At 64.7% G+C, this 15,481-nt stretch carries 16 protein-coding genes; 4 read left to right on the forward strand and 12 right to left on the reverse strand.

The features are described 5' to 3' along the window. Positions 1-56: 56 nt before the first annotated feature. From rlmD to surE, 10 genes are all read right to left on the reverse strand, one after another. The gene (gene rlmD, locus M2361_RS08520) at positions 57-1,568 is read right to left on the reverse strand and encodes a 23S rRNA (uracil(1939)-C(5))-methyltransferase RlmD (RefSeq protein ID WP_259247909.1); all 1,512 of its coding nucleotides are present in this window, start codon (positions 1,566-1,568) and stop codon (positions 57-59) included. A 117-nt stretch (positions 1,569-1,685) separates the two neighbouring features. Further along, a complete protein-coding gene (locus tag M2361_RS08525) occupies positions 1,686-2,867 on the reverse strand; it encodes an MFS transporter (RefSeq protein ID WP_259247911.1) in 1,182 nt (393 codons plus the stop codon). A gap of 96 nt (positions 2,868-2,963) precedes the next feature. Continuing rightward, positions 2,964-3,860, reverse strand: a complete 897-nt coding sequence (locus M2361_RS08530) for a LysR substrate-binding domain-containing protein (protein WP_259247912.1) — start codon at positions 3,858-3,860, stop codon at positions 2,964-2,966. A 10-nt stretch (positions 3,861-3,870) separates the two neighbouring features. Continuing rightward, the gene (locus M2361_RS08535; protein ID WP_230695040.1) at positions 3,871-4,218 is read right to left on the reverse strand and encodes an Imm51 family immunity protein; all 348 of its coding nucleotides are present in this window, start codon (positions 4,216-4,218) and stop codon (positions 3,871-3,873) included. Positions 4,219-4,486: 268 nt separating this feature from the next. Next, complete coding sequence (locus tag M2361_RS08540; RefSeq protein WP_050446935.1) at positions 4,487-5,239, reverse strand: TorF family putative porin; 753 nt, start codon at positions 5,237-5,239, stop codon at positions 4,487-4,489. 408 nt (positions 5,240-5,647) lie between these two features. Further along, positions 5,648-6,271 carry a hypothetical protein gene (locus M2361_RS08545; protein WP_259247923.1) on the reverse strand — a complete coding sequence of 208 codons (624 nt, stop codon included), beginning with the start codon at positions 6,269-6,271 and terminating at the stop codon, positions 5,648-5,650. Between the two features lie 176 nt (positions 6,272-6,447). Further along, a complete protein-coding gene (locus M2361_RS08550) occupies positions 6,448-7,227 on the reverse strand; it encodes a 3'-5' exonuclease (RefSeq protein ID WP_259247925.1) in 780 nt (259 codons plus the stop codon). Then, complete coding sequence (locus M2361_RS08555; RefSeq protein WP_259247926.1) at positions 7,224-8,078, reverse strand: peptidoglycan DD-metalloendopeptidase family protein; 855 nt, start codon at positions 8,076-8,078, stop codon at positions 7,224-7,226. The genes M2361_RS08550 and M2361_RS08555 overlap by 4 nt, the downstream gene beginning before the upstream one ends. Positions 8,079-8,095: 17 nt before the next feature. Next, positions 8,096-8,920: a protein-L-isoaspartate(D-aspartate) O-methyltransferase gene (locus tag M2361_RS08560; RefSeq protein ID WP_259247940.1), complete on the reverse strand. Its 825-nt coding sequence runs from the start codon at positions 8,918-8,920 to the stop codon at positions 8,096-8,098. Then, on the reverse strand, positions 8,905-9,663 hold the full coding sequence (gene surE, locus M2361_RS08565) for a 5'/3'-nucleotidase SurE (protein ID WP_259247942.1): 759 nt from the start codon (positions 9,661-9,663) through the stop codon (positions 8,905-8,907). Before surE ends, M2361_RS08560 begins: the two co-directional genes overlap by 16 nt. 192 nt (positions 9,664-9,855) lie before the next feature. On the opposite strand from surE, the gene plsY reads away from it, so the two are divergent. Then, positions 9,856-10,497 carry a glycerol-3-phosphate 1-O-acyltransferase PlsY gene (gene plsY, locus M2361_RS08570; RefSeq protein WP_100855935.1) on the forward strand — a complete coding sequence of 214 codons (642 nt, stop codon included), beginning with the start codon at positions 9,856-9,858 and terminating at the stop codon, positions 10,495-10,497. A 40-nt stretch (positions 10,498-10,537) separates the two neighbouring features. Here plsY and tsaD read toward each other — a convergent pair whose 3' ends face one another. Next, positions 10,538-11,569 (reverse strand): tRNA (adenosine(37)-N6)-threonylcarbamoyltransferase complex transferase subunit TsaD, encoded by a 1,032-nt coding sequence (gene tsaD / locus M2361_RS08575; RefSeq protein WP_259247958.1) that lies wholly within the window; start codon positions 11,567-11,569, stop codon positions 10,538-10,540. 111 nt (positions 11,570-11,680) lie between these two features. Here tsaD and M2361_RS08580 point away from each other — a divergent pair, with 111 nt between their 5' ends. The 3 genes from M2361_RS08580 (at position 11,681) to trxA (ending at position 14,804) form a co-directional block, all read left to right on the forward strand. Further along, positions 11,681-12,973: an NCS2 family permease gene (locus tag M2361_RS08580; protein WP_259247960.1), complete on the forward strand. Its 1,293-nt coding sequence runs from the start codon at positions 11,681-11,683 to the stop codon at positions 12,971-12,973. Positions 12,974-13,233: 260 nt separating this feature from the next. Beyond that, on the forward strand, positions 13,234-14,256 hold the full coding sequence (locus tag M2361_RS08585; RefSeq protein WP_259247961.1) for an LLM class flavin-dependent oxidoreductase: 1,023 nt from the start codon (positions 13,234-13,236) through the stop codon (positions 14,254-14,256). A gap of 173 nt (positions 14,257-14,429) precedes the next feature. Beyond that, positions 14,430-14,804: a thioredoxin gene (gene trxA / locus M2361_RS08590; protein ID WP_050446945.1), complete on the forward strand. Its 375-nt coding sequence runs from the start codon at positions 14,430-14,432 to the stop codon at positions 14,802-14,804. A 71-nt stretch (positions 14,805-14,875) separates the two neighbouring features. Here the strand turns inward: trxA and M2361_RS08595 are convergent, their stop codons facing one another. After that, positions 14,876-15,463, reverse strand: coding sequence for a YigZ family protein (locus tag M2361_RS08595; RefSeq protein WP_259247970.1), 588 nt, complete (start codon positions 15,461-15,463; stop codon positions 14,876-14,878). Positions 15,464-15,481 lie beyond the last annotated feature (18 nt).

Consider the following 15,481-nt stretch of genomic DNA (forward strand, 5'->3'; position numbering starts at 1 on the left):
AAGCCCGCGCAGCGGTCTGCGCAAGGGCCCACGCCAAGGCCCACGCCAAGACAACGTTACGGCGTCTCCGCGGCCTCGCCCGCCTCTGCCGCCTCGGCTGCGACGCGTGCATGGTAGGCGTCAGTGGCGGCCTGCTTGGCGGCCGCCTTTTCAGCGGCGGCGGCGGCTTTGGCTTCTTCCGCCGCGATGGCGTCGGCTTCGGCCTGGATGGCGCGCTGGCGAGCCCGTTCCTTTACCTCAGCCACGCCGGCGGCATCCAGCGATTCAAACACGGCGATGGATTCCACATGGCCCGTGTGCGGGAACATGTTGATCACGCCCGCGCTCTTCAGCACAAAGCCGCCTTCGTGCACCAGGATGGCGGCATCGCGCGCCAGCGTTGCCGGGTTACAGGACACGTAGACGATGCGGCGCGGCCGTTCTTCCACCGTCAGTTCAGACAGCGCTTGCGACACCGCGTGCGCGCCTTCGCGCGGCGGGTCGATCAACATGCGGTCGAAGTAACCCAGGCTGCGCAGCCAATGCGCGTCAACCTCGAACAGGTTTAGCGTAGCGAAGCTGGTGCGTTCGCCCAGACCATGGCGCGACGCCGCGTCGAAGGCGCGGTCGGTCAAGGCCTTGCTGCCTTCCACGCCCACCGCTTCGCGGCCCTGCGTGGCCAGCGGCAAGGTGAAGTTGCCCAGGCCGCAGAACAGATCGGCCACACGGTCGGTGGGCTGCACGTCAAGCAGCTTCAGCGCGCGCGACACCATCGAACGGTTGATGGCGTGGTTGACCTGCGTGAAATCGGTGGGGCGATACGGCATGCGCAGCCCGAATTCCGGCATCGTGTACGACAGGGCATCGGCGTGCTCGGGCTCTAGCGGATGCACGGTTTCCGGGCCCTTCGACTGCAACCACCACTGCACGTTGTGCTCGGCGGCGAAGGCGCGCAGGATGGCGATGTCGCCATCGGTCAAGGGCAGCAGATGGCGCAGCACCAAGGCGGTGACGCCGTCGCCCAGCGACACTTCAATCTGCGGCATGCGGTCGGGCGCCGACATGGCCCCGATCATGGCGCGCAGCGGCATCAGCAGGTCGCTGACGTGGCGCGGCAGCACGTGGCATTCACGCATGTCGGCCACATAGCTGCTCTTGCGCTCGTGAAAGCCCACCAGCACCCCGCCCTTCTTCGGCACCACACGCACCGACAGGCGAGCGCGGTAGCGGTAGCCCCAGGTCGGGCCCTGCAACGGCGGCAGCACCAGCGCCGGACGCAGCTTGCCGACGTGCCAGAAGGTGTCTTCCAGCGAACGTTGCTTGATAGCCACCTGCGTGCTGGGTTCCAGGTGCTGCATGGCACAGCCCCCACAGACGCCAAAGTGCGGGCAGCGCGGCACGACGCGCTGCGACGAGGGTCGCAGCACCTCATCCACGCGCGCAATCTCGTAAGACGGCTTGCGGCGCAGCGTGACGGTGGTGACCCGTTCGCCCGGCAAGGCGCCTTCCACGAATACCACTTTCCCGTCGCGGCGGGCGATTCCCCTGGCTTCCAGATCCAGGGACTCGATACTCAAAACGTCTGACATCTCACGCAGTCCAGAATTACACGCAACCCATGATTGTAGAAGGACTCCGCCCATTCCCGGAAATGGTCTTTGACGGGGCCGGACCGCCCCGCCTCCCCGCCCGCCGGCAAGCCCAGGTTATGCAGCCTGCCTGCGGCGCAAGCGCAACGATTGCAGGCACAGCGCCCCCATTGCGGCCAGCGCGGCGGCGGCGCCCACCAGCGGCAGCGCCGATAAACCCAACCACGCGATCGTCAGGCTGCCCAAGCCGCCCCCCACTGCCGTGCCCAGGTTGAACGAGGCAATGTTCAGCCCCGCGGCCACCGCTGTGGCAGTCGGCACGTGGCGTTGCGCCAGTTTCAGCAAGCGCAGCGTCAACACCGTCACGATGCAGAAGAACACCAGTCCCAGCACGCCCGCCAGCGCCAGCACGGCCCAGCCCGAGGCGCGGCACTGGTAAAGGCCCAGCAGCGTCGCAAAGAGCCCCGTCAACGCCAACAATGCGGCGCGGTCGGGGTCCATCTTGTCGACCAGATAGCCGCCCAGCAGGTTGCCGCCGATGGAAAACAGCCCGAACAACAGCATCGCCGTGCTCAGCCGCTGCACGCCCACGCCGGTGACCTGCAACAAATAGGGCGAAATAAAGGTGAAAAAGCAGAAGGTCGCCACGCTGACCAAGGCTCCCACCCCTGCCGTCATCAGCATTTGCGGGTGGGCGATGGCACGCAGCGCAGCCATGGCGCCGGGCCTGTCCTGCGCCGCCGTAGCGGCGCCCGCGTCGCGCGGCATGCACCACAGCAAGCCGGCCAAGCCCAGCACGGCCAACGCGCCAATCGCCAGGAACACCGCGCGCCATGACCAGACGCTGCCCAGAAACGTGCCCAGCGGTACGCCCAGCGCCAACGCCAGGGTCAGGCCGATCCACACCACCGCCACGGCGCGTCCGGCGCGCGCCTCGTCGACCAGCCGCGTGGCGGCGTCGGACGCCACCGCCATGAACACGCCATGCGCCAGCCCCACGGCAAACCGCAGACCCAGCAGCATCGGCAGCGTGCCCGACAGGCTCATCAGGACGCTACCCACCGCCAGCACCCCCATGGCCCATGCCAGGGTGCGCCGGTCGCGCCACTGCGCAACCAAGGCGGTCAGCAGGGGCGCGCCGATGGCCGCGCCGAAGGCATAGGCGGCGATTGCCGTGCCGACCGCCTCGATCTTGGCGTGCAGGCCATCGGCCATGGCCGAGACCAGGCCGGCCACCACGAATTCGGATAGGCCGAATGCAAAGGTGCAGACGGAGAAAAGATAGACAGCGATAGGCATGGCGTTCAAAGCTCAGCAAAGACAGCCGCCGAGCTTAGAAGCGCCACATTGCGCCGTAAAATAGTTTATTTATCGCTAAATAAGACTTCTAGCGTCTTATTTGATCAGCCGAACGGCGTCGATCAAGCGATCCCGCACGGGCGAGGCCCGCTCTGCATTCCACGCCATCAGCAATTCCACATGCCGCAGCGCCTCGGGCGCATCGACGACTATGGGGCGGAACACGACGTCGTCGCCCCCGGCCCGGGCCAGCGAGGCGGGCAGCAAGGCCACGCCGAAGCCCGCCGCCACCAAGGCCGCCACAGTCTGCAACTGGCGGGCCTCTTGCGCCACTTTCGGCACGAAGCCCGCCGTTTGGCAAAGCTGGGTGAGCTGATCGTGAAAGCCTTGCCCCAAACGGCGGGGCGAGCCCACGAACGGCTCGTCTTTCAACGCGGCCAAGTCCACCACCGCTTCGCCTTCCAGGCGATGCCCGGCCGGCAAGGCAACCTGGATAGGCTCTTGCAACAGACGTTCGAATTGCAGGCTGGGCGTGGTGGCGCCGGGTGTACGCATGAAACCGATATCGGCGCGCCCTGCTTCCAGCGCCTGCACTTGCTCGTGCGTGGTCGCCTCTTGCAAGGTGAAAGCGACCGCCGGATTCGCATCGCGAAAACCACGCAACGCACGCAGCAGCGGCGCATAAGGCGCGATATTGATGAACGTCAGCGTCAAATGGCCGTCCATGCCTTGCGCCACGCGCCGCGTATGCGCCACGCTGTCTTCGAGTTCACCCAGGATGCGGCGCGCGGACTGCAGGAATGCCTCGCCCGCCGCCGTCAGGGCCACGCTGCGATTGGTGCGCTCGAACAACTGCGCGCCAATTTCGGCCTCAAGCCGTCGAATGGCCTGGCTGAGCGGCGGCTGCGCCATGTGCAGGCGCTGCGCCGCGCGATTGAAATGCAGGGTTTCCGCCACGGCGACAAACTGCCGCAATAACCGGGTTTCGATCATTGCAACGCGATCAGTCCAGTTCAGCCCGGGAAAACAGGTCCTGAATCAGCTTCCTGTCTTCGCAAGCGGCCTTGAACGCCAGCGCGAAGGTCTTGAGCGCTTCGCTATCGGACGAATAGGCGCAGAACGTATCGGCTTCCGGATCGAAATCGATCAACTCATCGAGTTCGGGCGTTTTCTCGTTCAGAAAAACCAGCGCCAACGACGTCCAGTCATAGCCCGTGCCCAGAAACCCCTCTTCCCTTCTGCGGCGAAAAACCTCTTCCTTGTATTCCCCGACATTGAGGCTTACCGAGAAGTTGCCTTCGTACTCCATCCAGGAAAACGGCTTGATTGTTTCTTCGAAATCGATAGTCACTGCGCTCAAAGCTCCTTGAATCGCCGGCCGCCGACAGTAGTGGCCAGGCTGATGCGCGGAAAGTCCCCCGCCGCATCTTGTGCGCGCCCATTAGAGGCAATTATTGCGATGTGCGCAACGCGGTTCGTATTGAAGGCCGTGTCGCGCGGGGGCTTTGGTGCCCATGACAGGATAAAAAAAGGGGAATTGAAGGGGACTGTCCCATCAGGCAGTCTCCTTCAATTCCCCAAACGTCGGCGCCTTTTACAGCGCCGCCACGGATTTCAAATCAGAACGCACGCGCCACGGAAAACACCGCGCCTATCCGGCCGGACGGGTGGCCGTATTTGGTGGGCAGCCAGTTGTCCTTGGTGGCGCCCACCGCGGCCAGGCCCAGCACCCAGCCCTTCAGGTCCTTGGTGACGCCAACCTTGTAATCGACGTAGTGGCCGATGGAATCGCCGTCCATGTTGGATTGGTTCTTCAGCTTTTGATAACCCAGGTGGCCCAACAAGCCCCATCCGTCGCCCAGGTCGAACGTGGCCGTGCCGTCCAGGTACCAGGTGCCTTTGCTGTCCGGGGTGCTGAAGAAGTCGCTGGGCGTGTAGGAGTACTTCAACGAGTAGTTGCCGTAGGACGCGCCCAGGTACAGGTCGGTGTTGTTGTAGTTGCCGCCCTTGGGAGAGCTGGAACCCGGGTAGTAGTAATGCAGCACACCGGCGTCCAGGGTGAATCCGCCGCCTACGTCGCCTTTCCAGCCGCCGTAGAAATCCATTTCGAGGTTGCCGTCGGTGAATACGAAGTCGGAAACGTTGGAGTTCCAGTTGCCCAGATAGAAGCCGGAACTATGGGCCAAGTCAAAGCCCACCTGCACGGCGGGACGGAAATCGGTTTGTGAATAGCCGCGGAAGCGATAGTCACTGACGATGGCCGCGTTACCGCTTAACGAAAAACCGGCTCCCAGGTCGGTGGGTTCGGCCTGGGCCGTCGAGGCGAAACAAGCAGCAAGCGCAAAGGGCAAGGCTAGCAACGTCTTCTTCATGGTGCGGAGTCCTGATCGGATTTGACGAGAAGGAGGAGGACGGCCAATGCCGCCTCCCTCTGACCGGCTTTGCAGCGGTTGGTTACCGGTTCATTCTTCCTGAAGCAATGTCCGTGCCAGGTTTCAGCGGGGTGACAAGCGAGTGGCGCGCGGGGTGATGCCAGAGTGACAAGCAGTCATTCCGAAACACGACGCCGGGGGGCACGCACCAGAAACGGGCGCGCCCCGCCACACCAGCGTCACGTCGTGCATCAACTTGGGGAATCTGCGCCAAACTGGTTCAACGCGCGGGCTGATGCGGGCAACTGCGGCAAACAAAAACCCCGGTACGCGGGAACGCGTCCGGGGTTATCGACAAGGCGTCCGCCCCTTGATGGCGGCGGACGGCGGCCGGCTTAGTTGGCCGGCTTAGTTGGCCAAAGGCGGCGGCGGAGGAGCGTCGGCACCTTCAGGCGGCGGCATGCCGCCCTTGCCCTTGCCGTGGCGGGCTTCCATCTTGGCGTGGCGTTCCTGCATCTTGGCTTCGCGATCCTTGACGATCTTCGTCACTTGCGCGCGTTGCGTATCGTTCAGGCTATCCCACACCGCCAGCCACTGGTCACGGACCTGCTTGGCCTCGGTGCCGAACTGATCGCGCGATTGCTCCGACTGCGCCATCAGCGCGCGCGGGTCGAGCTTGCCGCTGTCGAGTTGGGTCTTCAACAGGTCATGGCGCTTGCCACCAGCTTCGCGCATGGCCTTGTGCAGCTCGCGCTGGCCTTCCTGCGCGGTCTTGAACAGCGCCTGCTGTTTCTCGTCCAGCTTCAGTTGATCAACCTGCGCCTTGGACACGGGACCCAGGCCGGGGATGAACAGGCCGTCGCGCATTCCCTTGTGGAACTCGCCACCGCGCGGGCCGTGGTGCTGCATGGAAGCCGGGCCGCCGTCGGCGGGAGCCGCAGGCGCGGCCATGGCGGAGCCAGCCATCAAGCCGCCCGTCGCGGCGACAAATGCAAGAGCGGCCAAATTGGAGCGAAGTGCGAATCGGGACATGAGTGTCTCCTGAAAGTGAAGAAAGCGAGGCCATTGTGCGGTTGGCCTGGTTTCAACCGGGTTTCGCGCCCGCGGTCCATGTTTCAGTCGATTGCGCCTGCGCCAGACGTGAAAACGGGGCCTTGCGGGGCCCCGTCGTATCCTGGCATGCGTCCACGCCCGCAAGAAGCAAGGCGTCAGTTGGCGTCCCAGGCCGCCATGTATTCCTTCCAGTGCGGCGCGTCGCTGGCCGACAGCGTGTCGCGCACCAGAGATACTTCGGCGTCGTAGCCGGTGCGGTCCAGCTCGCCACGCAGGAAGCGGAAGCGGCAGTACACCAGCCAGGTGTTGACGACGTCGGTTTCACAATAGGCGCGGACTTCGTCGGCGCGGCCTGTATTCCAGGCTTCCCATACCTTGCTGCCGTCCATCCCCAGCTTGCCGGGAAAGCCGCACAGCTTGGCCAGGTCGTCCAGCGGCGCGTTGGCGCGGCCGTTGTACTTGGCCAGCACGTCCATCAGGTCCACATGGCGCGTGTGATAGCGCGCAATGTAGTTGTTGAACTTGAAGTCGCGGTCTTCTTCGCCCATGTCCCAATAGCGCGGCGCTGGCACGCCCAGGATCAGGCTGCGGTAATGCAGAACGGGCAAGTCGAAACCCGATCCGTTCCAGCTCACCAGCTTGGGCGTGTAGCGTTCAATGGTCTTGAAGAAGCCCGCCAGCAAGGCGGCTTCGGGGTCGTCGGGTTGCCCCAGCGTCTTGACGCGAAAGCCTTGGTCGTCGCGGAACACGCAGCCCACCACCGCGACCTTGTGCAGGTGCAGGGGCAGGAAGTCATGGCCTACGGCTTCACGGCGCGCGGCCAGCGCACGCTCGACGACGTCCTGGTCCGAAACATCGGCCCCCCAGCCGTTGAGCTTGCGCAGCCCCTCGGCATCGGGGATGGTTTCCAGGTCGAATACCAGGGTGGGCGTCATTTTGCGGGCAGGTACTGCATGGGGTCGACCGGCGTACCCTGGCGGCGAATTTCAAAGTGCAGGCGCGGCGACGTCGTGTCGCTTTGGCCAAGCTCGGCGATCTTGGCGCCGCGCTTGACGTTCTGCCCCGTCTTCACAAGCAAGGAGCGGTTGTGCGCGTAGGCCGTGATGAAACCGTTCTGATGTTCAACGATGATCAGGTTGCCCAAGCCGCGCACGCCATTGCCGCTGTACTTGACCAGGCCATCCGCGGCGGCGGTGATCGGGTCACCCAGGGCGCCGGAAATGTCGATGCCCTTGCTGCTGGCGTTGAAGGTCTGCACGATGGCGCCGTTGGCCGGCCATGCCCAATTGATGACGCTGGCGTCCGCCGCGCGCGGCGTGGGCTTGACGTCCACCGGCGCCGGGGCGGGCGTGGCGTCCGGAGGCGGGTTGGTGGCGACGGGGGTTTCAGGCTGGTCCAGCGGGCGCGGTTGCGGCTTGGCGCTGGCGATGGGTGCGGGTTGCGCGCCCGTGCTGGCGCCGCCCGACATCTTCAGCACCTGGCCGACCGAGATCTGGTTGGGATCGCTGAGGTTGTTCCAGCGCTTGACGCTTTCGATATCCACGTTGTTGGCGCGGGCGATCTTGTAAAGCGTGTCGCCCGGCTTGACCACATAGCTGCCACCGGGCTGGCCCGTTGACGCTGGCTGTCCGTTGGTCATGTCGACCACCGGAGCGCGAGTTCCTTTTGATGCGCAGCCGGCCAAAATAGCCAGGCTGAGTGCCCCCGCGATAAAGAGCGGGCGGCGCAGGCGCGTCATGGACGCGCCCATAGTCATATCGGTCAGTTGCGACTGCCCGTTGAGCATACGTTTCTCCTGTTTGCTCAAGATTGTATTCCGGCGCGTAGCGGCACAAAGCGCACGGCCTCTAATTCAGTGCGTTTCCAGCTGGCCGCGCCGGTGCGTTCGATCAACACCAGGCGCTGGTTGGTGCCCCCTTCAGGAGCGATCAGGCGTCCGCCAGGCGCAAGCTGCGTGAGCAGCGCTTGCGGAATGGCCAGGCCAGCGGCAGCCACAACAATAGCATCGAACGGCGCCACGCCGGGCAGGCCCAAGGTGCCATCGCCATAGATCAGGCGGATGCGCGTAGTCAGCCGCAAGGCGCGCAGATGCTCGCGCGCCAGCTCGTAAAGACCACGGATACGTTCGATGGAATGGACTTCGCGCACAAACTGCGCGAGCACCGCGGCCTGGTAGCCGCAGCCCGCTCCCACTTCCAGTACGCGCGTCGGCGTGCGGTCCTCGCATGCTGCCGCGATCATGCGCGCCACCACCCAAGGCTGCGAGATGGTTTGCGAATGCCCGATGGGCAGCGCCGCGTCTTCGTAGGCGCGGCTGGCCAGGGCTTCATCCACGAACATGTGGCGTGGCACGGCTGCCATGGCGTTCAGCACACGCTCGTCGCTGATGCCCTGCCCCCGCAGCCGCTGCACCATGGCCTGGCGCAAGCGGTCCGAGTTCAGTCCAAGATTGTTGCCCGAGGCCGGGGTCGGAGCCTGTGCCTGGCGAGGCAAGGTGGCTGCGGAAATGCGGGTGTTGCTGTTGGTGGCGGTAACGCCGGGGCTGAGCCGGCCTGAGTCGTAGCGGACCGGGCTGGGGCGCCCGGGCACGGCCTGCGACACATCGGGTTGACTTACGCGTTTGCGCATAACGGCTCTGCCCAAGTTCGGATTTCGTCCAGTTGACTGTGCTGGGTCAGGTCCAGCCGCAAGGGCGTCACCGACACCGAGCCCTGCTCCACCGCATGGAAATCCGTACCCGGTGTGGCATCGGCGGCCAAACCGACCGGGCCAATCCAATACACCGTATCGCCATAGGGGGTGGTGGTGCGCACGACGGGCTGCGACGGATGCCGCTTGCCCAGCCGCGTGACGGCAAAGCCGTGCAGGTCTTCAAAGCGTCGGTTGGGAATGTTGACGTTCAACAGCACCGGCGCGGCCAGGGGCTGCGCCAGATGGCGTTCCACCACCAGCCGGGCCGCACGCGCGGCGGAATCGATGTGTTCCCAGCCCTTCTCGGCCAAGGAAAAGGCGATGGCCGGGATGCCGAACAGATAGCCTTCGCTGGCTGCCGCGACGGTGCCCGAATACAGCGTGTCGTCGCCCATGTTGGCGCCGTTGTTGATGCCGGACACGACCAGGTCCGGCCGGGCGTCAATCAAGCCCGTGAGCGCCACGTGCACGCAATCGGAGGGGGTGCCGTTGACGGCGATGAAGCCATTCGAGGCAGTGCGAACCGTCAAGGGGCGGTTCAGCGTCAGGGAATTGGAGGCGCCGCTGTGGTTGGTCTCGGGCGCGACGACGGTGAGATCGCCCAAGCCTTGCAGCGCCGCGACCAGCGCTTCCAGCCCGGGGGCCGAGTAACCATCATCGTTCGAAACCAGAATTCGCATTGTGCATCCGAAAGAAAATAAAACGCGCGTGGACGTGTCGGATTGTACCGTCCGCCGCCGCACCCGGTATGACCGCGTATGCCGCTGGGGCGGGAACGCCACGCTCGATAACCCGTACCCAGGGGCCTCGCGCGGCGCGGTAGAATCCGCAGCCATTACGACAACAACCGACAACAACGGACTCCCTACCCCATGGCGATTACCGAACCCTCCCTGGCGTTCACTGCTGCGCTCGTCCTGCTGGCCTACCTGATCGGCTCCGTGCCCTTCGCCGTGGTCGTCAGCAAGCTGATGGGGCTGCAGGATCCTCGCAGCTACGGGTCCAAGAACCCGGGCGCCACCAATGTGCTGCGCACCGGCAACAAGACTGCCGCCGCGCTGACCTTGCTGGGCGACGCCGCCAAGGGATGGTTCGCGATCTGGCTGGCCGAACGACTGGCCCCGGGCATCGCCCCCGCCGGCTTGGCGCTGGTGGCGCTGGCCGCTTTCGTCGGCCATCTGTACCCGGTTTTCCTGCGCTTCAAGGGCGGCAAGGGTGTGGCGACCGCGCTGGGCGTACTGGTGGCGATCCAGCCCTGGCTGGCTGTTGCCACCGCCGCCACCTGGCTGATCATCGCCGTGTTTTTCCGCTATTCGTCCCTGGCATCGCTGGTGGCGGCGTTCTTTGCGCCGGTCTACTACGTCTTTGGCTCGGGGCTGGCGTGGCACGCGAAGCCGGCGCTGGGCGTGGCCCTGGCAGTGATCGGCGTACTGCTGTTCTACCGTCACCGCGCCAACATCGCGCGCCTGGTGCAAGGCACGGAAAGCAAGATCGGCGGCGGCAAGAAGAAATAATTCCGTCTTGCCGGCAGGTGGAAAGAGGCGCGGGAACGGATCAGGCAATATCCGCCAGGTCCCAACGCGGTTTCACCGTAAAGCTGTGCGCATCCGCGTCCAGCGTTACAAGCCCCGCCTTGACGCGCTCGGCCGCCGCGAAAGCGATCATTGCGCCGTTATCGGTACATAGCTCCAACGGCGGAAAATAAGCTTGCGCGCGCAAGGGCTTGAGCGCCGCGGCCAGCTTGGCGCGCAGCAACTGGTTCGCGCCCACCCCGCCCGCCACCACCAGGCGGCGCAGGCCCGTCTGCTTGAGCGCCTTGATGGCCTTGGCCGCCAACACATCGACAATTGCCCCTTGCGTGGCCGCCGCCAGGTCGGCGCGGGTCTGATCGTCCAGCCCGCCTTCCTTTTCAGCCGCCTTGACGCGCGTCAGCACTGCGGTCTTCAGGCCGCTGAAGCTGAAATCCAGGTCCCCGCTATGCAGCATGGGGCGCGGCAATTCAAAACGGGCCGCGTCGCCCTGCCCCGCCAGTTTGGCCAGCGCCGGGCCGCCGGGGTAACCCAGCCCCATCAGCTTGGCCGACTTGTCGAAGGCTTCGCCCGCGGCGTCATCCAGCGTTTCGCCCAGTAGTTCGTAGCGGCCCACGCCATCCACGCGCATCAGTTGCGTATGGCCACCTGACACCAGCAACGCCACGAAGGGAAAGTCGGGGCGCGGGTCCGCCAGCATCGGCGACAGCAGATGGCCTTCCAGGTGATGGATGCCGATGGCGGGCAGATGGCGCGACCACGCAAACGACTGCGCGACGCTGGCGCCCACCAGCAAGGCGCCCGCCAGACCCGGCCCCGCCGTGTAGGCAACGGCGCCAATGTCCGACATTTGCAGGCCCGCGTCTTGCAGCACCTGGCGGGTCAAGGGCACGACGCGGCGGATATGGTCGCGCGACGCGAGTTCCGGCACCACGCCACCATATTCCTGGTGCATGGCGATTTGGGTGTGCAGCGCGTGCGCCAGCAGACCACGTTCCGTACAGACGGCTGCGACACCGGTTTCGTCGCAGGAGCTTTCAAAGCCGAGGATAATCATGGCGGCAGAGTTTACAACTGATGCGAAAATACGCCTGTTTTGAAATCGCGCGGCGCCGATCGGCCACCGCCTACAACAACCAACAAGCCTGCAAACACACTGGGGACTGGAATGCTGGAGAAGTTATTCAAGCTGCGTGAACACGGCACCACGGCGCGCACCGAAATCGTGGCTGGCCTGACGACGTTCCTGACGATGTCATACATCATCTTCGTCAACCCGGACATCCTGTCGTCCACCGGCATGGACCGCGACGCCGTCTTCGTGGCCACCTGCCTGGCGGCCGCGCTTGGCTCGCTGGTGATGGCGCTGGTGGCCAACTGGCCGATCGGCATGGCGCCCGGCATGGGCCTGAATGCGTTCTTCGCCTTCACCGTCGTCAAGACCATGGGCTACACCTGGGAGCAGGCGCTGGGCGCCGTGTTCATCTCGGGCGTGATCTTCCTGATATTGACGATATCGGGCATCCGCGTGTGGCTCGTCAAAGGCATTCCGCATTCCCTGCGCAGCTCCATCGCGGCGGGCATCGGGCTGTTCCTGGCGATTATCGCGCTGTCCAGCGCGGGCATCGTGGTTGCCCATCCGGCCACCAAGGTTTCCCTGGGCAACCTGACGGCGCATGGCCCGCTGTTCGCCATCCTGGGTTTCTTCATCATCGCCTCGCTGGACGCCTTGCGCGTGCGTGGCGCCATCCTGATCGGCATCATCGTCGTCACCGTGTTGTCGATGGCGCTGGGCTACAACGAATTCAAGGGCATCTTCTCGGCCCCGCCCAGCCTGGCCCCCACCTTCCTGAAGTTGGACATCCTGGGCGCGCTGCACAGCGGTTTCGTGCATGTGATCCTGGTGTTCGTGCTGGTTGAAGTGTTCGATGCCACCGGCACGCTGGTCGGCGTGGCCAAGCGCGCCGGCCTGGTGCCTGAAGGCCGCCCCAACCGCCTGGGCCGCGCGCTGTTCGCCGACAGCACGGCCATCGTCGCAGGCTCCGCGCTGGGCACCAGCAGCACCACCGCGTTCGTGGAAAGCGCCTCGGGCGTGCAGGCAGGCGGCCGTACCGGCATGACGGCCCTGGTGGTGGCGCTGCTGTTCCTGGCCGCGCTGTTCATCTCGCCCTTGGCCGGCGCCGTGCCCGCCTACGCCACCGCCCCGGCCCTGCTCTACGTGGCCGGCCTGATGATGCGCGAACTGATCGACATCGACTGGAACGAAGTCACCGAGGCAACGCCGGCCGCGCTGACGGCGCTGGTCATGCCCTTCACGTATTCCATCGCCAACGGCATCGCCTTCGGTTTCATCAGCTACGTGGTGTTGAAAACCGCCACCGGAAAAGTCCGCGACGTGCATCCGGCCACCTGGCTGGTCGCTGTTCTGTTCGTGATCCGATACGCATTTTTCCCTGAATAGCCTGGGTAGAAGTCAGCATTCAGTCAGCCGCCCGGCGTTGCCGTGGCGGCTTTTTTGTTGGAGTTTGCGTTGTTGATTGCTTGAGGCAATGACGCGCATAGCCCCACCCAATACAACCCGCCCGCCCATAAGGTTGCTGCCTGCCCCGGTTGAATTCGCCGATACACTCCCCATGTATCCCGTATGGAGTTCACCTTGCGCCTTACTCGCCTTATCCCCGCGTTGCCGTCCTGTCTTGCCCTGAACGAGGGGATCTCCGCATGAGCGCCCTTGCCCGCATCCCCTTTTCGGTCCTTGACCTGGCCCCGATTGTTCAGGGCCGCGATGCCGCCGACGCTTTCCGCAATACCGTGGCAGTCGCCCAGCATGTTGAACGCCTTGGCTACAAGCGCTTCTGGTTGGCTGAGCACCACAACATCAATGGCGTGGCGTCCAGCGCCACCGCCGTGTTGATCGGCCATGTGGCCAGCCAGACACGCACGCTGCGCGTGGGCTCCGGCGGCATCATGTTGCCGAACCATCCACCGCTGATCATCGCCGAGCAATTTGGCACGCTGGAAACCCTGTACCCCGGCCGTATCGACCTGGGCCTGGGCCGTGCGCCTGGCAGCGATGGCGCCACCCAGCACGCGCTGCGCCGGGGTCCGCGCAGTGGGCTGGAATTTCCGGCGCTGGTTGAAGAATTGCGTGGTTTCCTGGCGGCTTCCCGGCCGGGCCAGCCCGTGCGCGCCATCCCCGGCGAGGGGCTGGACATTCCGATCTGGTTGTTGGGATCCAGCGATTTCAGCGCGCGCCTGGCTGCGGAACTGGGCCTGCCGTTTTCCTTCGCGGGGCATTTCTCGCCGGAAGGCATGGCCGCGATGCGGCTGTACCGGCACTTGTTCAAGCCGTCGGAGACGCTGTCGCGCCCTTACGCGATGATCGGCGTGCCCGTGGTGGCGGCCGAGTCGGACGAAGCCGCCCAGCGCCAATCGACCACCCAGCAGCTGAAATTCCTGTCGTTGGTGCGTGGCCACCGCCTGCAATTGCAGCCGCCGGTCGACAACATGGACGGCTTATGGAACGAATGGGAGCGTGAGGCGGTCAATCAAAGACTGAGCGCTTCGATCGTCGGCGGACCCGACACCGTGAAGCGGCGGCTGGAAGCCCTGGTGGCGGAAACCGAGGCCGATGAAGTCATGATCGTGTCCGACTTTTTCGACATCGCCGATCGCCTGCGCTCTTTTGAGATTGTTGCGTCCTTGAAGAACGACGCGGGTGTCTCTACAAAAACCGCGGTCTAAGCACCGCTGACTGCGCTCTCCACAGCGCCAACCATTGCGACGTGGCCATTGCCCGCTCTACTATTGCCCCAGAGCGCGTGGCACATGAAGCGTCGCCTAATCAGGCCGGGGCTGGCACACCCCGGGTCCCCGATACCGCCTTTTTGCGCCGCGCTCCGCGGCAAGGATCCAAAATGAGTATTGTTGAACTCACCAAAGAAAGCTTCCAGGAAGCCATTACGCCTGACGGTACCCTGATCGTTGACTTCTGGGCTCCGTGGTGCGGCCCGTGCCGTGGCTTTGCTCCCGTTTTTGAGCAAGCCGCGACCGAGCACACCGACGTCACGTTTGCCAAGGTGAACACCGACGTCGAGCAGGAATTGGCCGGCGCGCTGGGAATTCGTTCGATTCCCACGCTGATGGTCTTCCGTGAGAAGGTCCTGCTGTTCTCGCAACCTGGCGCGCTGTCGGGCGGGCAGTTGAATGAGCTGCTTGCCAAGATCAAGGAAGTGGACATGGAAAAGGTCCACCAGGAAATCGCAGCGGCGCAAGACAGCCAGAACGCGTAAGCAAACAAAAGGGCCCGGTTCAGTTCAAACCGGGCCCTTTTCCAATGCGGGTCGCCTACACGGCGGACGTCTTAAGACACCAGTTCCCAGGCCGAGCGTCCGCGTGTGATGTTGGCGACGGTGACTTCCAGGTCACTCACCACGGTGCGCGGGGCCACGAAGCATAGCGCCACGCCCTCTTCGTTGAAGTCTTCCTGCTGGACCACCGCACCCGCCTGTGCCAGCCGCGACTTCAGCAGCGCCAGGTCCGCAAAACCGCAGGTGCAGCGGACGGTGGCCAAGTCCACGATTTCGCTGCGCTCGCCCAGCCGCAGGCAATTCGCCGCGCAGCCGCCATACGCCCGCACGAGACCGCCCGCGCCCAATTTGATGCCGCCATACCAGCGCACCACCAGCACCGCCACGCGGTCCATGTCCTGGCCTTCGATCGCTTGCAGGATCGGTCGGCCAGCCGTACCGCCGGGCTCGCCATCGTCGTTGAATCGGTATTCCTGCCCGATGCGGTACGCCCAGCAGTTGTGGGTGGCTTCGGGGTCACCTCGCTCGGCGAAGAATCGCATCGCCTCTTCCACGGTGGCAACCGGGGCGGCATGCGCGACAAAGCGGCTTTTCTTGATGTCTTCCTGATACGAGCAAGGAGCGGTCAACGTGTGCGTCATGCCCGGCATTGTAAGTGC

Origin of the sequence: Achromobacter sp. JUb104, assembly GCF_024806975.1 — a bacterium.
In the GTDB taxonomy this organism is placed as follows: domain Bacteria; phylum Pseudomonadota; class Gammaproteobacteria; order Burkholderiales; family Burkholderiaceae_B; genus Achromobacter; species Achromobacter spanius.